Below are 18526 nucleotides of genomic sequence, written 5' to 3' on the forward strand. Positions count from 1 at the left end.
CTGGGTTACGCTTTCACGTCATTTTCATTCGAAATATACGTCCCAGATAACACTTCGGGAACATTCCCCCAAAACTAAATTCACAGACAACTACACTATGGCTATCAGGAAACGAGATATGGTTATGCGCAGGTTTGCTGCTTTATTGCTGGTGTCTCTGCTCAGTGGCTGTAACGCACTGCAGGGAACGCCGCAGCCCGCTCCGCCGGTCGCCGATCATCCGCAGGAGATTCGTCGTAATCAGACGGAAGGATTACAGCGAATGGGCACGGTCTCCGCGCTGGTTCGCGGCTCTCCGGATGACGCTGAAGAGGCAATAAAAGCACAAGCCGTCGCCGCCAAAGCAGATTATTACGTCATCATTATGATCGATGAAACCATCATAACGGGACAGTGGTACTCACAGGCAATTTTGTACCATAAGTAATGGTCTTCCTTTGAACGACATTTACACTGCTTTGCGTCCATAGACATTTTCCTGTCCACAATAAACTCCATGCCCGCGACAATGGAAGTGAGTTTATTTGCGAAGGATTGCCCGGCGGATACCGGAAATATGTGAAATGGAGCTGACGATGAAACGAACTCTTGCTTTGACCTCTCTGTTGCTCTCAGCTGGCCTTGTGAGCACAACCGCACAGTCAGCAGAATTCGCCAGTGCTGATTGTGTAACGGGTCTGAATGAAATAGGCCAGATCTCCGTGAATAATATTTCAGGGAGCCCGCAAGACGTTGAACGTGTAGTTGCATTGAAGGCCGATGAGCAGGGCGCTTCCTGGTATCGAATCATCCAGATGCAGGAAGATAACCATGTTGATCATTGGCGCGTACAGGCCATTCTTTATGTTTAACCCCTCCCAATAAAAGCCACTTACTTTTAGTGGCTTTTCGTTTTTGCAAATTTTTCCCCTCGCAACAAACATATTAAAAACAATTAAATAACACTTTGTTACATTAAAGGGATAAACGTCATCCCCGCTCTGCCGTTGAAGAACCATACCTTTTCAATGATGAGCAATTTATGATCAATTTTTTTCGCCGTGCAGGACTTGGTACGAAGCTGTCACTGCTTACGGGTGTCAGTGTCGCCATACTGTTTTTGCTTTTCACTTTTCTGCTCAGCCAAAAAGCCAGCCAGCAGCTTGAAGAGCTTGCGGTCGAGGATCTGCATAACCAGTCCACTGGCATGGTCGATATGGTGCAGATGTTTAACACCAGCCTGAGTGAAGAGGTCGAGAGTTATACCCGCCTGTTTTCCACCTTTTTACCGCAGCCTCTGAATATTGATCGTTCCCAACCCCAGACGATAAACGGGCTTAGCGTTCCGCTTCTGAAAGGCGGAGAAACCGGGCTGCATGAAAATAACACCCTTTCGGACGAGTTCCTGAATCGTACGGGAGCCATTTCGACGCTGTTTGTACGCAGTGGTAACGATTTTATTCGTGTAGCCACTTCCCTGCGCAAAGAGAATGGCGAGCGTGCAATGGGTACTGTTCTGGATGTCTCCAGCCCGGCCTTCGCTGCCGTAAGCAAAGGCGAAGTCTACCGTGGACTGGCGCTGCTGTTTGGCAAGCGTTACATCACCCAGTACCAGCCCGTTAAAAACGCCGAAGGACAGATCATTGCGATCGTCTTTGTCGGCGTGGACATCACCCGCTCCTGGAACGTCATGCGCGAGAAAATCCTCAACCGCCGCCTGGGTGAGAGCGGCCACTTCTTTGTGCTGGATCGCAGCAACGGCAAAACGCACGGCCAGTATCTGTTCCATTCCAGCGAGGAGGGTCAGTTACCGAAATGGGACAGTGCAACACAACAGCAGCTGCTCAGTGACAAACCCGGCGCACTGGAACGCATCACTGAAGATGGCCGCACGGTGAAAATGGCCTATACCCCGCTGCCAGGCTGGAACTGGACCATCGTCGGCGAAGTGGATAAATCCGTACTGCTCTCAAGCGTGACCACTCTGCGTGACCGTTTCCTGCTGGCTGGTGTGGTGTTGTCTGTACTCTTCGCGGGCCTCTTTGTGATGATTATTCGTCGGATGCTTACCCAACCGCTGAGAAATGTGATTCATCTGGCTCGTCAGTATGCTGCGGGCGATCTGCGTTCCAGCCTTCCCGTAACGCGCCAGGATGAGGTTGGTCAGTTGGTTGATGCCATCAATGGTATCGGTGGCGGACTGCAAAAAATGGTTCTGCAGGTTCGCGAAGCGGCAGGTGAAATCCATATGGGGACAAACGCCCTGGCCTCCGATACCGGCGAGATTTCAGAGCAGATCAACAAACAGGCCAGCAGCGTGGAAGAGACCTCCGCCAGCATGGAGCAACTGGCCGCAACCGTACAGCAAAACGCGGCCAATATGGAGCAAACACAGCAGTTGGTAAGTGAAACCTCGCTCGCGGTACATCAGGGTGGCGAGACGGTAACCCATGCGGTTGCCACCATGGATGACATCCGGGAAGCGTCAAAACGCATCGAAGACATCACGCGCGTGATTGAGTCAATCGCTTTCCAGACCAATATCCTGGCGCTCAATGCGGCAGTAGAGGCGGCTCGTGCTGGTGAACACGGAAAAGGTTTTGCCGTGGTCGCGCAGGAAGTTCGCGCTCTGGCTGGACGTAGCGCTAACGCAGTGAAGGAGATTGAACAGCTGATTGGCGATACGCTCAGGAAAGTCAGTGAAGGACACGCGCTGTCCGAACAGACGCGTCTGGCGATGGACTCCATCATTCTTCATATTGATAACATCAGCCAGCTGGTCATGGAGATTAACCACGCGTCACGCGAGCAATCCGCAGGAATCGGTCAGGTTAATCTTGCTATGACCCATATTGGCGAAGCATCACACATCAACGCCGATCGCGTCTCACGCAGCGAACAAACGGCACAAACGCTGCGTGAGAAAGGTTCACACCTCACCCAACTGGTGAGCTTGTTTCAGCTGAAAAACTAGCCAACCCTGCCGGTGGCACGCAGCAGCAGGTCACTTTGCACCTGCTCGTTCATCAGCGTCCCACCGCGGGTATCAAGCATCATGCGGCACCACGCCTGCGCCACGGGTGGCGATGCGTGCCGCAGCATTTGGCTCCCGGCACCCAGTAAGAAAAGCTGCTGCGCGATCTCCCGCCCCTGTGCCTCCTGAGGTTTACGCAGTTTTTGCTGTAGTTGCCGCCAGCTACGATCGAAGTGTCTGTCCTGCCCTTTCACCTGCGCAAAATCGTCGGCCAGCAGGTCGAAGACACCGGGCTGCTTAGTCAGTACGCGCAACACATCCAGGCACATAATATTGCCCGATCCTTCCCAGATGCTGTTTACCGGCATCTCGCGGTAGAGTCGTGGCAGTTCGCTCTCCTCGCAGTAGCCCATACCGCCGAGGACTTCCATTGCTTCTGCCACAAAGGGGATTCCGGCTTTGCACACGCTAAATTTCGCCGCAGGGGTGAACAACCGAGCCCAGGCGGCTTCTTGCGGATCCGCGCGTTTATCCCACGCCCGCGCCAGACGAAATAACAGTGCAGTTTGCCCCTCCAGCACCAGGGCCATACGGCTCAGCACATCGCGCATCAAGGGTTGATCGATAAGGTTTTTCCCGAACGTCTGCCGCTGATGGGCGTGGTAAAGCGCCACAGATAACGCCCGGCGCATCAGCCCGTGGCTGCCTAGTGCGCAGTCAAAACGCGTCAGCCCGCCCATTCTCAGGATCTGCCGCACGCCTTCGCCCTCTTCCCCAAGCAGCCAGCCGGAGGCATCAAGAAACTCCACCTCGCTGCTGGCGTTGGATCGGTTACCGAGCTTGTCTTTCAGCCGCTCCAGACGCACGGCATTCCGTTGTCCGTCAGGCAAAAAACGGGGAACAAAAAAGCAGGAGAGTCCGCCTTTCGCCTGGGCCAGCACCATGTGCGCATCGCTTTGAGGCACCGAGAAAAACCATTTGTGTCCCACCAGCCGGTAGCTACCATCGCTGCATTTTTCTGCTTTGGTGGTGTTGCTGAGAACGTCGGATCCGCCCTGCTTTTCCGTCATCCCCATGCCGATCAGCAGACCACGCTTTTGCGATCCTGGAGCAAGATGAGGATCGTAGCGATCGCTGAGTAGCGGCGTCAGCCATTCATGAAATATTTTAGGGAGCGTCTGCTGTAGCAAGGGTGTCGCAGCAAAAGTCATGGTTATGGGACAAAGCGTGCCGGCTTCGACCTGCGCATGCAGAACAAACCGTGCGGCTCTGGCGACAAAAGAGCCCTTTCGCGCCTCCTCTTCCCACGCCAGGTTGTGTACACGGTTGGCACAGAGTCCTTGCATCAGCAAGTGCCATGCGGGATGAAAGCGGACATCATCCAGCCGCTCCCCGGTGGCATCATAGCGTAATAGCTCAGGTGGATTCACGTTCGCCAGCCTGCCCAGCTCCAGTGACTCAGCGGTGCCTAACTGCTGCCCGATGCTGGCGAGCAACTCACTATCCCACTCGGCACCCTCGCGGGAAACTGCGTCACGCAGGGCGCAGTCAGAGAGGAAAAGGTTACTGTTTGAGAGTGGAGCTGGTTGATTAAAAACGGTATGGGTCTGCCAGTGCATGCTGTCTCCCTCCTTCAGTGGCTCGGTGGCAATGAAGGTAAGTATGGACAGACGCATACACGCTGCATGGGAGTGAAGTCACACAGTGGCGATCCTGCTGATATCATTCGTGAAATAGCTCACAGAACATAAGAATAAACTATTTCATCACTTCTCTTTTGTTGAATAATTTATTCTTACCCCCTTCAGTGAGGATCGTTATGCAACCGGATGCGCACAAGCGAGCATTAATTGCAGGCTCCATTGGTAACTTTATCGAGTGGTATGAGTTTGCGGTCTACGGTTTTCTGGCGACCGTTATTGCGAAAAACTTCTTCCAGCTTGAGGGGGAAGCGGGGCTAACCAGCCTGATCCTGACCTACGCCTCGTTTGCCATCGCTTTCTTTTTCCGTCCCCTGGGCGCGGTGGTGTTTGGCCGCATTGGCGACAGGATTGGCCGTAAGCCAACGCTAATCATTGTGCTGGTATTGATGACGCTCGCTACCGCCGCTATCGGCGTGGTGCCGGTCTACGCCAGCATCGGGATTGCCGCACCGCTCATTATTACACTGCTTCGCATCCTGCAGGGGCTGTTCGCGGGCGGCGAGTACGGCGGTGCGGTCTCGCTGATGACGGAGTTTGCCCCGCGCGGCAAGCGCGGCCTGTACGGCGCGTGGCAATCCTTCACCGTGGCGCTGGGATTGCTGGCAGGCGCAGGCATTGTCGCGCTACTCTCCGCCCTCCTCACCCCTGAAGCTTTGCATGACTGGGGCTGGCGCATTCCGTTCTTCCTGGCGCTGCCCATGGGCGTCGTCGCACTATGGCTTCGGGTAAGCATGGAAGAGACACCCAGCTTTGTGCAGCAGCAGGACAAACCGGTCACCGCTCGGGCGGATACCGCTGCGACCCTCAGAGCTATCATAATGGGGATTGGCAGGGTGATGGTCTGGTCAGCGGCGGGGTATACCTATCTGGTGATTATGCCAACCTACCTGCAGTCAGCGCTGCACACCGGCTTTAACCAGGCGTTATTAATAGCGGTGATTTCGAATATTGGTTTTGCACTCACCATCATTCCCTCTGGGATCCTGAGCGACCGGATCGGGCGTCGCACGGTGATGGTTATCGCCACCACGCTGCTGCTGATCCTCGCCCTGCCACTCCTGAAAATCCTGCAGGCCGAATCCAGTACGCTGGCAGTGAAAGCGCTGGTGGTATTGATTGCAGGTGGTCTGGTGGGAATGCTGGCAGGGCCTGGCCCGGCGATGCTCTCTGAGATGTTCCCGACGCGTGTGCGCTATACCGGGCTTGGGTTGGCTTACTCCCTGTCGAACGCTATTTTTTCAGGCTGCGCAGGGTTGATTATTACCGGGCTGATTAAAGAGACGGGCAATCTGGATATTCCAGCGTACTACGTCATGACGACAGCAGTGGTGAGCATTGCGGCGCTGATGACGCTCAGGAAGGATGACCATTTGCGGTCGTTAGAGGAGTGAGGTTAATGCCCGGTGGCGTTGTGCTTACCGGGCACGAAAGGCTAGCCCCGCTGACGCACCGCTTCAAACAGGCAGATGCCCGTCGCAACAGAAACGTTCAGAGACGACACGCTGCCCGCCATCGGAATGCTGATTAGCTCATCGCAGTGCTCGCGCGTCAGACGACGCATACCTTCACCTTCGGCTCCCATCACCAGCGCCAGACGGCCAGTCATTTTGCTCTGATAGAGGGTATGATCGGCTTCACCGGCGGTACCGACAATCCAGATATTCTCTTCCTGCAGCAGACGCATGGTGCGCGCCAGGTTGGTAACACGGATCAACGGAACGTTCTCTGCCGCGCCGCAGGCCACTTTTTTGGCCGTGGCGTTCAACTGTGCAGAGCGATCTTTTGGCACGATGACCGCGTGTACACCGGCAGCATCAGCACTACGCAGACATGCACCGAGGTTGTGCGGATCGGTAACGCCATCGAGGATCAGGAAGAATGGGTTATCCAGCTCGGCAATCAGATCCGGCAGATCGTTTTCCTGATACTGACGACCCGGCTTCACGCGGGCAATGATCCCCTGGTGAACCGCGCCGTCACTTTTCTCATCCAGGAACTGGCGGTTTGCCAGTTGGATCACCACACCCTGTGCCTCCAGGGCGTGGATCAGCGGCATCAGACGCTTGTCTTCACGCCCTTTCAGAATGAACACTTCCTGAAAACGCTCCGGTGCGCGCTCCAGCAGGGCTTGCACCGCGTGGATGCCGTAAATCATTTCACTCATTGATGGTTCTCATTATGACGATACTTTTCCCTCTCCCCGATGGGGAGAGGGTCAGGGTAAGGGGCGGAATTACTCCGCCTGCTTTTTCTTCGCCGCGCGCTTCGCTTTGGTAGCGGCGGCAATTTTTTGGGTCTTAGCGGAAGGCTTTTTCGCGGAGCGAGCTTCTTTCTTCGCTGCCTTCGGTTTCTTTTTCTTCTCGCCGCGGAAGGCGCTATCTGGCTCGAAGTTCACTTTCTTACCCGCCTGACGACGTTTGCCGCTGGTATTACCGTTGCCACCCTTTTTCGCCTTCTCACGCGCCGTTTTACCCACATTACGCGGGCCACGCTCGCTGGAGATCAGGCTGAAGTCGATCTTGCGTTCGTCCATATTGACCGCTTCGACCTTCACTTCCACACGATCGCCCAGACGATAGGTCTGACCGCCAGATTCGCCAATGAGACGCTGCCCGACCTGGTCAAAACGGTAGTAGTCGTTATCCAGGCTGGAGACATGCACCAGACCGTCGATAAACAGCTCATCGAGACGAACAAAGAAACCAAAACCGGTCACGCTGGCGATCACACCTTTGAAAACGTTACCGACCTGATCCAGCATAAAGTCGCACTTCAGCCAGTCTGAGACTTCACGGGTCGCTTCATCCGCGCGGCGTTCGGTCATGGAACAATGCTGACCCAGTTGCAGCATCTCTTCCATTGAATAGTGGTAGCCTCCGGTTTCAGTCGTGTTCCCTTTATGGCCCTGCTCCTGCGCCAGCAAATACTTGATTGCACGGTGCAGGGAAAGATCCGGGTATCGACGAATTGGCGACGTAAAGTGCGCGTAGGACTGCAACGCCAGACCGAAGTGCCCACGGTTTTCCGGATCGTAAATCGCCTGCTTCATGGAGCGCAGCAGCATGGTCTGCAGCATTTCTGCATCCGGACGGTCGCCAATGGATTCCAGCAGCTCGGCATAATCACGCGGCTCTGGCTTGTTACCACCAGGCAGCTCCAGACCCAGTTCAGCCAGTACTGAACGGAACGCGGTGATGGCTTCCGTCGACGGTTTATCGTGAATACGGAACAGCGCAGGTTCTTTGGCTTTCTCAACAAAACGTGCCGCCGAGATGTTCGCCAGGATCATACACTCTTCAATCAGCTTATGCGCGTCGTTACGCTGGGTCTGTTCGATACGTTCAATGCGACGTTCCGCGTTGAAGATAAACTTCGCCTCCTCGCTCTCAAAGGAGATCCCGCCGCGCTCTTCACGCGCCTGATCCAGCGTTTTGTAGAGGTTATGTAGCTCTTCAATGTGCTTCACCAGCGGCGCATATTGTTCGCGCAGATCCTGGTCGCCCTGCAGCATATGCCAGACTTTGGTATAGGTCAGGCGCGCATGTGAGCTCATGACTGCTTCGTAGAATTTGTAACCTGTTAAGCGCCCTTTGGTGGAGATGGTCATCTCACAAACCATACAGAGGCGATCAACCTGCGGGTTCAGGGAGCACAGGCCGTTAGAGAGCACTTCCGGCAGCATCGGCACAACCTGTGACGGGAAGTAAACCGAGGTACCGCGGTTGCGCGCTTCGTTATCCAGCGGGGTGTGCGGGCGAACATAGTAGCTCACATCCGCGATGGCAACCCACAGGCGCCAGCCGCCACCCCGTTTTTTCTCGCAGTACACCGCATCATCGAAGTCGCGGGCGTCTTCGCCATCAATCGTCACCAGTGGCAGATCGCGGAGGTCCACGCGGCCAGCTTTAGACTCTTCAGGTACTTCTTCACGAAGGCCTTCAATTTGTTCTTCAACCGCTTTCGGCCAGATGTAAGGGATCTCATGGGTACGCAGCGCCATATCAACAGCCATGCCGGTGCCCATGTTATCGCCCAATACTTCCACGATTTTCCCGACCGCTTTAGTGCGACGGGTAGGACGCTGGGTCAGCTCAACCACCACCACAAAGCCCATGCGCGCGCCCATAACCTCTTCAGGTGGGATCAGGATATCAAAACTCAGACGGCTGTCGTCCGGTACCACAAAGCCGACGCCCGCATCGGTAAAGTAGCGGCCAACAATCTGGCTGGTTTTTGGCACCAGCACGCGCACCACGCGAGCTTCGCGGCGACCTTTACGGTCAGCGCCCAGCGGCTGGGCCAGGATCTGGTCACCGTGGATACACATTTTCATCTGTTCAGATGAAAGGTACAGATCGTCTTTACGGCCTTCCACGCGCAGGAAGCCATAGCCGTCGCGGTGACCAATGACGGTTCCTTTCAGCAGATCAAGGCGTTCTGGTAGCGCATAGCACTGACGGCGAGTAAAGACCAGTTGCCCGTCACGCTCCATGGCGCGCAGGCGACGGCGAAGGGCTTCAATTTGCTCTTCACCTTCAATATTTAATTCAACGGCAAGTTCTTCACGATTGGCGGGTTTTTCGCGTTTTGTTAAGTGTTCAATGATGAACTCGCGGCTGGGGATAGGGTTCGCGTATTTTTCGGCTTCGCGTTCCTGGAATGGATCTTGTGACATGTCGGTTCCTCCGTTGTCAGCTCCGGTGGAAATTTTCTTCATTCCACCAGCAATAATTTATAAAGCGGTTGATTCTCTTCAACCAAATCGGCCAGCGTGTAGTTATCCAGTTCCTTGAGAAAACTTTGCACGGCCTTAGAAAGCGCCTTTTTCAGACGGCAGGCGGGCGTAATGTGGCAGAACTCGCTGCTGCAGTTCACCAGAGACAATGGCTCCAGCTCACGTACCACATCGCCAACACGAATACTCTGCGCCGGTTTACCGAGACGGATCCCCCCATTCTTCCCGCGAACGGCAGCAACATATCCGGCACGACTAAGTTGATTGATTATTTTGACCATATGATTACGAGACACGCCGTAGACCTCTGTCACTTCAGAGATACTGGTCATTTTCCCATCGGGTAACGACGCCATGTAGATCAGCGCGCGTAAGCCGTAATCGGTGAAACTTGTTAACTGCACATCAACCTCAGGAAAAAGGGAAATCGCGGACAAACCGCTGAGATATTCATTAATGATGATAAACCAGCCAGATAGTTAGCGGCTAATTTATTTGACTGACGGGGCGAAAAAGCAGAGATCGAGGAGTGGTCGCCGGATGGCGCTACGCTTATCCGGCCTACGGGTCACCCCCGCAGGCCAGCAGTCACGAAGATTATGCGTCGAACGGGTCGCGCAGGATCATCGTTTCAGTACGATCCGGGCCGGTAGAAATAATATCGATCGGCACTTCGGTCAGTTCTTCAATACGCTTGATGTAATCCAGCGCCGCCTGTGGCAGGCCGCTACGCTCTTTCACACCGAAAGTGGTCTCAGACCAGCCCGGCATGGTTTCGTAGATTGGCTCGATGCCTTCCCAGTCGTCAGCCGCCAGCGGAGTGGTGGTCACTTCGCGGCCATCTGGCATACGGTAGCCTACGCAGATTTTCACTTCTTTCAGGCCGTCCAGTACGTCCAGCTTGGTCAGGCAGAAGCCAGACAGGGAGTTGATCTGCACTGCGCGACGCACTGCAACCGCATCCAGCCAGCCGGTACGACGACGACGACCGGTGGTCGCGCCAAACTCGTTACCCTGCTTGCACAGGAACTCGCCGGTTTCATCAAACAGTTCGGTCGGGAATGGACCTGCACCCACGCGAGTGGAGTAAGCTTTGATGATACCCAGAACGTAATCCACATAACGCGGGCCCAGGCCAGAGCCGGTCGCCACGCCACCCGCGGTGGTGTTAGAAGAGGTTACGTACGGATAGGTACCGTGGTCGATGTCCAGCAGCGTACCCTGCGCACCTTCAAACATGACGAAATCGCCACGCTTGCGCGCCTGGTCCAGCAGATCGGATACATCAACAACCATACCGGTCAGAATGTCAGCAATCGCCATGACGTCATCCAGTACTTTCTGGTAGTCAACAGCGTCAGCTTTGTAGAAGTTCACCAGCTGGAAGTTGTGATATTCCATCACTTCTTTCAGTTTTTCAGCGAAGGTTGCTTTGTCGAAGAGGTCGCCCACGCGCAGACCGCGACGAGCTACTTTGTCTTCGTAAGCCGGGCCGATACCACGGCCGGTGGTACCGATCGCTTTCGCGCCACGCGCTTTCTCACGCGCAACGTCCAGTGCCACGTGATAATCCAGGATCAGCGGGCAAGCTTCGGAGAGCAGCAGACGCTCACGAACAGGGATACCACGGTCTTCCAGACCTTTCATCTCTTTCATCAGCGCAGCAGGAGACAGCACAACGCCGTTACCGATGATGCTGGTGACGTTATCACGAAGAATGCCTGATGGAATAAGATGGAGGACGGTTTTTTCACCGTTGATTACGAGAGTATGGCCTGCGTTGTGACCGCCCTGGTAGCGTACAACATATTTAGCCCGTTCAGTCAGAAGATCAACAATCTTCCCTTTACCTTCGTCACCCCATTGGGTGCCCAGTACGACGACATTGTTACCCATTTTTTTCAAAATCACCGTTTGCTTAAAAATGGATTCTACCATCGCTTTTTCAGATATACAGCACTTTTTGACCTCAAAATACGCCAAATCAGACCACTTTTTGATCAGCCAATCGTTTTCTTCAACATGTAGTAGATCACGATGCCAGCAACCACAAGACCGCCGCCAAAACGACGCAAAATATTATCAGGGAGCTGACTCATCGTCGCAATCATACGACGCCATGCGCGCGGATAAAGCATCGGGCCAAGACCTTCCAGAACTAACACCAGCGCCAGCGCGAGCCAAATGGTTGAATTCATTTTTATTCCTTATAAAAGAAAACCACCGCTCCGTGAAGAGCGGTGGTTTGAATACTCAAACGAGCCTGAGTTTATCGCGTCGCGTTGGTTGGCGTCTTCATATAACGGAAGAAATCGCTGTCCGGGCTGAGGACCATCACATCCTGGTTGCTCTGGAAGCTATTCTCGTAAGCTCGCAGGCTACGGATAAAGGCGTAGAAGTCCGGATCCTGGCTGAAGGCATCTGCAAACAGCTTCGCGGCTTCTGCATCACCTTCACCGCGCAGAATACGTCCCTGACGCTCAGATTCCGCCAGTGTCTTGGTGACTTCGTAGTCCGCTGCCGCGCGCAGCTTCTCAGCCTCTTCCTGACCCTGTGAACGGTGACGACGGGCGACCGCTTCACGCTCGGCGCGCATACGGTTGTAGATCGCCTCGGACACTTCCACAGGAAGGTTGATCTGCTTAATACGCACGTCAACGACTTCAATACCCAGGGCCGCCATACTGTTCGGGTTGATCACCGGCACTTTGCCGTTGGTTTCAGCCTGAACGCGTTCAGCCGCTTTAGCAATCGCATCATCCGCTGCCGGTGTTGAGACTTCGTCTTCGGTGCCTGCGGTACCGGAGTTCAGCGCATCACGCACTTCCAGCGTCAGACGACCACGGGAATCGGTCACGATATCTTTCACATCCAGACGTCCAATCTCAGAACGCAGACGGTCAGAGAACTTACGTTTCAACAGCACTTCAGCCTGAGAAACGTCGCCGCCGCCTGTCGCCAGGAAGTAACGGCTGAAATCACTGATACGCCACTTGATGTAAGAGTCAACGATCAGGTCTTTCTTCTCTTTGGTCACGAAACGGTCAGCCTGGTTATCCATGGTCTGGATACGGGCATCAAGCGTTTTCACCGACTGAATGAACGGCACTTTGAAGTGCAGGCCCGGCTCATAGATCACCGGACGCTTGTCGCTATCACGGACGACGCTGCTGAACTGGAATTTGATCCCTCGTTCACCCTCTTTCACAACGAAAATAGAGGTGTAAAGCACGACCAGTACGATGATGATGATCGCAATAACTGACTTACGCATCCTTATTCCCCCTGACGCTGGTAGTCGTTACGCTGCGCGTTAGCACGGCGTTGGTCCATGATGTCACCATCGTTCGAAGAAGGCGTGGTTGTTGCGCTTGAGCTACTGGACGACGCAGGTGGCAGACGCAGCAGGTTATTAGAACCGCTGGTGTCAGCTTTCGCCGCCGGAGCCGAACCGCCTTTCAGCATCTGGTCCAGTGGCAGTACCATCAGGTTTCCGCCTTTGTTGTCGTTAACCAGCACTTTACGCGTGTGGCTCAGCACTTTTTCCATGGTCTCGATATAGAGACGTTCACGGGTAATTTCCGGAGCCGCTTTATATTCCGGCAGAATTTTCGCGAAACGCGCCACTTCACCCTGTGCTTCCAGGATGGTCTGGGTTTTATATGCGCGAGCTTCTTCAAGAATACGCTGCGCCTGGCCGTTAGCACGTGGCTGCACTTCGTTGGTGTACGCTTCCGCTTCACGGATGTACTGCTGTTCGTTTTCACGGGCAGCAATTGCGTCATCAAACGCCGCTTTCACCTCTTCCGGCGGACGAGCTGCCTGGAAGTTGACGTCCAGCAGGGTAATACCCATGTTGTACGGGCGAATGGTCTCTTCCAGCTCGCGCTGGGTATCGCTACGAATAACGGTACGACCTTCGGTCAGGATACGATCCATGGTGTATTTACCGATAACACCACGCAGGGCGCTGTCAGTCGCCTGGCGCAGACTGTCATCGGCGCTGGTCACGCTAAACAGATAACGTTCAGGATCGGTTACGCGGTACTGCACGTTCATCTCAACGCGCACCACGTTCTCATCAGAGGTCAGCATCACACCAGACGCCGCCAGTTCACGGACGGATTCCACGTTTACCGCGGTAACGTCGTCAATGAAGGTCGGTTTCCAGTTAAGACCTGGCTCCACCAGATGACTGAACTTACCGAAACGGGTGACGACACCGCGTTCCGCTTCTTTAATGGTGTAGAACCCGGTGGCAGCCCAGATGATCACCGCCGCAGCGGCAACAATGCCCACCACGCGGCCACCCATTTGCGGGCGCGGCCCCTGGGTAGAATTGCCACCCGAGCCAGAACCTTTACCTCCGCCAAGGCCGCCAAGCTTTTTGCTCAGCTTGCGGAAGATATCATCCAGATCCGGCGGCCCCTGCTCGCGACCACCTTTGTTGCCATTTCCCCCAGAGTTGCCGCCTTGATTATTGCTGCTTCCCCACGGGTCGCGGTCTTGTCCGTTGTTACCGGGCTGATTCCACGCCATGTATATGCTCCATATTTGTTATGCAAGGGCGAATTATTCAGGCATCCCCTTTCTGATCAGACGATATAGTCGACCAGCGCAGGTTCTTGTTTACAGAGGCGACGCCAGTCAACGATCGGCATACGCACCTGCATCCCCACGCTGCCGTCATCCTCCATCCACTCTTTTTCTATCGCCTGAAGCTGATAAAACCGGCTGCGCAGCCTGCCTTCCTGTGGCGGCAATCGCAGCGTGTGCTGAGCTACCTCACCGGAAAGACGTTCTGTCAAAGCCTGGAAAAGCAGTGGCACACCAATACCGGACTGGGCAGAAAGCCAGACCCGAATCGGTTTGTTCTCTTCATCTCGATCAATACGCGGCTCGAAATCCTCCAGCATATCGATCTTGTTCATCACCAACAGCGTTGGGATCTCGTGGGCGTCGATCTCTTCGAGCACCACGTTTACCGCGTCGATGTTCTCCTGCACACGAACATCCGCCGCGTCAATCACGTGCACCAGCAGGGTCGCCTGTCGCGTCTCCTGCAGGGTAGCTTTAAACGCCGCCACCAGGTCGTGAGGCAAATGACGGATAAACCCTACGGTATCCGCCAGCACTGTTTCACCCACATCGGCGACGTCAATACGACGTAACGTTGGGTCCAGGGTCGCAAACAACTGGTCTGCGGCATAAACCTGGGCCTCAGTAATCTGGTTAAACAGGGTGGATTTACCGGCGTTGGTATACCCCACCAGCGACACCGTTGGGATGTCGGCTTTTGAGCGTGCACGACGACCTTGCTCACGCTGTTTCTCAACGCGTTCCAGACGTGAGAGGATCTGGGTAATACGGCCACGCAGCAAACGACGGTCGGTTTCGAGCTGGGTTTCCCCCGGACCGCGTAAACCAATCCCGCCTTTCTGTCTCTCAAGGTGGGTCCAGCCACGCACAAGCCGCGTTGCCAGATGGCGCAACTGCGCCAGCTCAACCTGCAACTTACCTTCATGGGTACGCGCACGCTGAGCAAAAATATCTAAAATCAAACCCGTGCGATCGATAACACGGCATTCGCAAAGCGCTTCCAGGTTACGTTCCTGGGCCGGAGACAGCGCATGATCAAACAACACAACTGAAGCGCCAGTTGCTTTTACGGCATCCGCAATTTCAACTGCTTTACCTTCACCAACAAAATACTTTGGGTGCGGCGCTTTACGGCTACCGGTAATCACCTGCATTGCTTCGACACCGGCGGAAGAGACCAGAGATTCAAACTCCTGGAGGTCTTCCATATCTTTGTCTTGCGAAAAATAGATGTGTACCAGCACCGCCTGCTCACCGGCATCATAACGGTCAAACAAGCGTAAACCTCTCTAAAAAGATCAGCGGGGAACGCAGGATCCCTGGCTCCCCGTGTGGATAACAGCAGAGACCTTATTCGGTCTCGTCGCTGTCCTGCGCTGGCGTTGAAGAACCCTGCGCGTTGCTACCGTGATGGTAGTTACTGCCAGTGCCGCCGCCAGCGTTATTGCTGTGATGAGATACCGGACGAGACGGAACAACAGTAGAAATCGCGTGCTTGTAGACCATCTGACTGACCGTGTTTTTCAACAGGATCACGAACTGATCGAAAGACTCAATCTGACCTTGCAGCTTAATACCATTCACCAAATAAATAGAAACTGGAACACGTTCCCGACGCAATGCGTTCAGGAACGGATCTTGTAAAGATTGCCCCTTAGCCATTCTATCTTTTCCTTATATGCTTGTTTTGTACTTAGAACCTTGCGATTCTGAAAAATTGCGCACGATACGTCTCAATTGTACACATTCAGTGAGCGATATCACCAACAACCTCAATCACTTCGTTTAACGCCTGTTGCGGTTTTTCACTGTCTAACCAGTGAACCCCCTCCCAACCGCGCAACCAGGTGATCTGGCGCTTCGCTAACTGTCTCGTGGCGCAAACACCTCGATAAACCATTTCATCGTATGAAATCTCACCTTCAAGATACGACCACATCTGGCGGTATCCCACACAACGAATGGAAGGCATATCCGTATGCAAATCTCCACGGGCAAATAGCGCCCGCACTTCTGCTTCAAAATCTGAAGCTAACATCTGATGAAAACGCTGCTCAATTCGCTGATGGAGCAGTTCACGGCTCGCCGGGGCGATGGCGAACTGATGCACCTGATACGGCAGAGCCTCTCCTGACGTTTGCGTCAGTTCCGTTAAAGTTTTACCCGAAATGAAAAAAACTTCCAGTGCCCGGGAAAGCCTTTGCGGATCATTTGGATGGATCCGTGCTGCAGCAACCGGATCAATCTCTGCCAGTTGCTTGTGCAAAACGTCCCAGCCCTGCTCTGCCGCCTGCTGCTCAATTTTCGCTCTTACCTCAGGATCCGCTGATGGCAGTGGTGATAGCCCCTCCAGCAACGCCTTGAAATAGAGCATGGTTCCGCCAACCAATAGCGGTATACGTCCCGCCGCTGTTATCTCGGCCATCTCAGCTAAGGCATCCCGGCGGAAATCCGCTGCGGAGTAAGCCTGAGCAGGGTCGAGAATATCCAGCAAACGGTGCGGTGCCGCACGCAACTCTTCTGCGTCAGGCTTCGCCGTGCCGATGTCCATCCCCCGATAGATGAGGGCGGAATCAACGCTAATCAACTCTACGGGCAAAACTTTACGCAACTCAATGGCCAGTGCCGTTTTGCCGGAGGCCGTTGGGCCCATCAAAAAAATCGCCTTAGGCAGGCTCGCCTTGCTTACGTCAATCATGTTTCAGGGCGTTCATCGCCGTTTGTAAATCAACAGGTTGTAATAGACCCCCTGGCGGCGATTTCACCAGTTGCGGACAAAGACGTTCAACCTCTGCCAGCACGCTAATGGCCTGCGCCATACTCCACGGCGTGTGTTCGCTTGCCAGATGACGGGCGATCCACTGCGCGGTGTTGGCGGCATCAAACGATGTTTGCTGCGCCAGGTAGCCTATCAGTTCAGGAATCAAGTTTTGTAAATTTTGTTGGCGTAAGGGTAAAGGCACTGCACGAATTGTCACATGTTGTGGTTCGAGCACAATTTCAATGCCCATCTGCGCCAGTTGGGCCTCTGCACGTTGCAATACCCTTGTTTCTTCAGCGGATATTTTCAGACGAACCGGGATCAGCAGCGGCTGCGCGCAGGCCGAATTTTCTCCCGGAGTGAGCTGCACCTGTTTGAGCCAGCGTTCGGCTACCGGCAATGCCAGAAGCATCAATTTGCCGTCACGCTCAAGCAGTGCCATATCCGGTACGACAATCGTCAACACCCGGCCAAAGCTCTGGCTATGAGCGTCCAGGGAAGACGACGCTACCGGGATGTGTTCTTTGCGCTCCACGGCTGGGGTTTCCAGCAGTTTGCGATACAAAGCCCCCTGCTGCTTTTGATAGCCAGGCTGGGCGTTCGGGTAGTTTGCTCCCGTTGGGCGCGGAGCGCTCCCTGCAGAGGAGAAACGCGGCGCTTCCGGCTCACGTACCGCAGCGGGTTCCGCAAAATGGTTCCGGCCCGCAGCAACACGGTTTTCCGGGAACGAACGTGGGGCAGGCTCTTCATTTTCCAGTGGCAACACCGGTTCAACCTGCTGTTGCAATACGCTCAGCACGCCCTGATAGATAAAATCGTGTACCAGTCGTGACTGGTGGAACCTTACTTCATGCTTGGCTGGATGGACGTTCACGTCGACCTGATGCGGGTCGATCTCCAGATAAAGCACAAAAGCAGGTTGCTGGTCGGCTCCGAGCTTATCTTCGCAGGCCTGACGAATGGCGTGATTAATGAGACGGTCCCGCATCATGCGGCCATTCACGTAGCAATACTGGATCTCCGCGAACGCCGCGCTGCTGGCGTTTGGGTCAGCCACCCAGCCGCGTAAAGCCAGATCGCCATGCTGCCACTCAATGGCCAGCGCCTGTTCCAGAAACGGTGTCCCGCAAATAGTTCCCAGTCGACGCTCTTTCTGCCCGCCTTCGGCCACCGCTCTGTACTGGCGCATCACTTTGCCATTATGACTGAGGTTAATGGTGACATCGAAACGGGCCAGCGCGATACGACGGATGATTTCGTCGATATGGACGAACTCGGTTTTTTCGGTACGCATGAACTTGCGTCGGGCGGGAGTGTTGTAGAACAGATCCAGGACTTCCAGCGTCGTACCGACAGGATGCGCCGCAGGTTTGACCGTCACATCCATATCGCGCCCTTCAGCATAGGCCTGCCAGGCTTCTGCCTGGTCAGCCGTGCGGGAGGTCAGCGTCAAACGGGAAACCGAGCTGATACTGGCCAGCGCTTCACCGCGAAAACCGAGGCTTATGATGGCTTCCAGATCATCCAGAGAAGCAATTTTACTGGTAGCGTGACGAGCCAGCGCTAACGCCAGCTCGTCTTTTTTGATACCACAGCCGTTATCACGAATGCGGATTAGCTTCGCGCCACCGCGTTCAATATCAATATCAATGCGGGTCGCGCCCGCATCGAGGCTGTTTTCCACCAGCTCCTTCACCACCGACGCAGGGCGTTCTACCACCTCACCGGCGGCGATTTGGTTCGCAAGCTGCGGCGGTAGAACCTGAATCGGCATG

The 18526-nt window shown here is 54.7% G+C and carries 16 protein-coding genes; 4 read left to right on the top strand and 12 right to left on the bottom strand.

Annotation, left to right across the window (positions count from 1 at the left end):
- Positions 1-97: 97 nt before the first annotated feature.
- The 3 genes from bsmA to AC0XWG_RS04835 all read left to right on the top strand — a co-directional run bounded on the left by bsmA (position 98) and on the right by AC0XWG_RS04835 (position 2953).
- A complete protein-coding gene (gene bsmA, locus AC0XWG_RS04825; RefSeq protein WP_028016449.1) occupies positions 98-427 on the top strand; it encodes a biofilm peroxide resistance protein BsmA in 330 nt (109 codons plus the stop codon).
- A 136-nt stretch (positions 428-563) separates the two neighbouring features.
- Complete coding sequence (gene yjfN / locus AC0XWG_RS04830; protein WP_032666749.1) at positions 564-851, top strand: DUF1471 family protease activator YjfN; 288 nt, start codon at positions 564-566, stop codon at positions 849-851.
- Between the two features lie 170 nt (positions 852-1021).
- Positions 1022-2953, top strand: a complete 1932-nt coding sequence (locus AC0XWG_RS04835) for a methyl-accepting chemotaxis protein (RefSeq protein WP_475680429.1) — start codon at positions 1022-1024, stop codon at positions 2951-2953.
- On the opposite strand, the gene AC0XWG_RS04840 is transcribed toward AC0XWG_RS04835, so the two are convergent.
- Positions 2950-4572: an isovaleryl-CoA dehydrogenase gene (locus tag AC0XWG_RS04840; RefSeq protein WP_475680761.1), complete on the bottom strand. Its 1623-nt coding sequence runs from the start codon at positions 4570-4572 to the stop codon at positions 2950-2952. The two genes, AC0XWG_RS04835 and AC0XWG_RS04840, sit on opposite strands and share 4 nt — an antisense overlap.
- A gap of 200 nt (positions 4573-4772) precedes the next feature.
- On the opposite strand from AC0XWG_RS04840, the gene AC0XWG_RS04845 reads away from it, so the two are divergent.
- Complete coding sequence (locus AC0XWG_RS04845) at positions 4773-6047, top strand: MFS transporter (RefSeq protein ID WP_208594665.1); 1275 nt, start codon at positions 4773-4775, stop codon at positions 6045-6047.
- A gap of 41 nt (positions 6048-6088) precedes the next feature.
- Here AC0XWG_RS04845 and rlmB read toward each other — a convergent pair whose 3' ends face one another.
- From rlmB to mutL, 11 genes are all read right to left on the bottom strand, one after another.
- Positions 6089-6820, bottom strand: coding sequence for a 23S rRNA (guanosine(2251)-2'-O)-methyltransferase RlmB (gene rlmB, locus AC0XWG_RS04850; protein ID WP_028016444.1), 732 nt, complete (start codon positions 6818-6820; stop codon positions 6089-6091).
- Between the two features lie 69 nt (positions 6821-6889).
- On the bottom strand, positions 6890-9331 hold the full coding sequence (gene rnr, locus AC0XWG_RS04855) for a ribonuclease R (RefSeq protein ID WP_028016443.1): 2442 nt from the start codon (positions 9329-9331) through the stop codon (positions 6890-6892).
- A gap of 38 nt (positions 9332-9369) precedes the next feature.
- A complete protein-coding gene (gene nsrR / locus AC0XWG_RS04860; RefSeq protein WP_023293453.1) occupies positions 9370-9795 on the bottom strand; it encodes a nitric oxide-sensing transcriptional repressor NsrR in 426 nt (141 codons plus the stop codon).
- A gap of 193 nt (positions 9796-9988) precedes the next feature.
- Complete coding sequence (locus AC0XWG_RS04865; protein WP_024907332.1) at positions 9989-11287, bottom strand: adenylosuccinate synthase; 1299 nt, start codon at positions 11285-11287, stop codon at positions 9989-9991.
- A gap of 104 nt (positions 11288-11391) precedes the next feature.
- Complete coding sequence (locus AC0XWG_RS04870; protein WP_010427497.1) at positions 11392-11589, bottom strand: DUF2065 domain-containing protein; 198 nt, start codon at positions 11587-11589, stop codon at positions 11392-11394.
- A gap of 71 nt (positions 11590-11660) precedes the next feature.
- On the bottom strand, positions 11661-12665 hold the full coding sequence (gene hflC, locus AC0XWG_RS04875) for a protease modulator HflC (RefSeq protein WP_028016442.1): 1005 nt from the start codon (positions 12663-12665) through the stop codon (positions 11661-11663).
- A gap of 2 nt (positions 12666-12667) precedes the next feature.
- A complete protein-coding gene (hflK, locus tag AC0XWG_RS04880; RefSeq protein ID WP_028016441.1) occupies positions 12668-13930 on the bottom strand; it encodes an FtsH protease activity modulator HflK in 1263 nt (420 codons plus the stop codon).
- 56 nt (positions 13931-13986) lie between these two features.
- Positions 13987-15267, bottom strand: coding sequence for a ribosome rescue GTPase HflX (gene hflX, locus AC0XWG_RS04885; protein WP_028016440.1), 1281 nt, complete (start codon positions 15265-15267; stop codon positions 13987-13989).
- 73 nt (positions 15268-15340) lie between these two features.
- The gene (gene hfq / locus AC0XWG_RS04890) at positions 15341-15652 is read right to left on the bottom strand and encodes an RNA chaperone Hfq (RefSeq protein ID WP_008502919.1); all 312 of its coding nucleotides are present in this window, start codon (positions 15650-15652) and stop codon (positions 15341-15343) included.
- A gap of 85 nt (positions 15653-15737) precedes the next feature.
- A complete protein-coding gene (miaA, locus tag AC0XWG_RS04895) occupies positions 15738-16688 on the bottom strand; it encodes a tRNA (adenosine(37)-N6)-dimethylallyltransferase MiaA (protein WP_049005159.1) in 951 nt (316 codons plus the stop codon).
- Complete coding sequence (mutL, locus tag AC0XWG_RS04900; protein ID WP_475680430.1) at positions 16681-18525, bottom strand: DNA mismatch repair endonuclease MutL; 1845 nt, start codon at positions 18523-18525, stop codon at positions 16681-16683. Before mutL ends, miaA begins: the two co-directional genes overlap by 8 nt.
- Between the last annotated feature and the right edge of the window lies 1 nt (position 18526).

This window comes from Enterobacter sp. DVT3837 (assembly GCF_056238685.1).

Excerpts from the sequence above, each read along its gene's own strand:
- bsmA (WP_028016449.1), top strand. The coding sequence starts at position 98 with ATGGCTATCAGGAAACGAGATATGGTTATGCGCAGGTTTGCTGCTTTA.
- yjfN (WP_032666749.1), top strand. The coding sequence starts at position 564 with ATGGAGCTGACGATGAAACGAACTCTTGCTTTGACCTCTCTGTTGCTC.
- AC0XWG_RS04835 (WP_475680429.1), top strand. The coding sequence starts at position 1,022 with ATGATCAATTTTTTTCGCCGTGCAGGACTTGGTACGAAGCTGTCACTG.
- AC0XWG_RS04840 (WP_475680761.1), bottom strand. The coding sequence starts at position 4,572 with ATGCACTGGCAGACCCATACCGTTTTTAATCAACCAGCTCCACTCTCA.
- AC0XWG_RS04845 (WP_208594665.1), top strand. The coding sequence starts at position 4,773 with ATGCAACCGGATGCGCACAAGCGAGCATTAATTGCAGGCTCCATTGGT.
- rlmB (WP_028016444.1), bottom strand. The coding sequence starts at position 6,820 with ATGAGTGAAATGATTTACGGCATCCACGCGGTGCAAGCCCTGCTGGAG.
- rnr (WP_028016443.1), bottom strand. The coding sequence starts at position 9,331 with ATGTCACAAGATCCATTCCAGGAACGCGAAGCCGAAAAATACGCGAAC.
- AC0XWG_RS04865 (WP_024907332.1), bottom strand. The coding sequence starts at position 11,287 with ATGGGTAACAATGTCGTCGTACTGGGCACCCAATGGGGTGACGAAGGT.
- AC0XWG_RS04870 (WP_010427497.1), bottom strand. The coding sequence starts at position 11,589 with ATGAATTCAACCATTTGGCTCGCGCTGGCGCTGGTGTTAGTTCTGGAA.
- hflC (WP_028016442.1), bottom strand. The coding sequence starts at position 12,665 with ATGCGTAAGTCAGTTATTGCGATCATCATCATCGTACTGGTCGTGCTT.
- hflK (WP_028016441.1), bottom strand. The coding sequence starts at position 13,930 with ATGGCGTGGAATCAGCCCGGTAACAACGGACAAGACCGCGACCCGTGG.
- hfq (WP_008502919.1), bottom strand. The coding sequence starts at position 15,652 with ATGGCTAAGGGGCAATCTTTACAAGATCCGTTCCTGAACGCATTGCGT.
- miaA (WP_049005159.1), bottom strand. The coding sequence starts at position 16,688 with ATGATTGACGTAAGCAAGGCGAGCCTGCCTAAGGCGATTTTTTTGATG.
- mutL (WP_475680430.1), bottom strand. The coding sequence starts at position 18,525 with ATGCCGATTCAGGTTCTACCGCCGCAGCTTGCGAACCAAATCGCCGCC.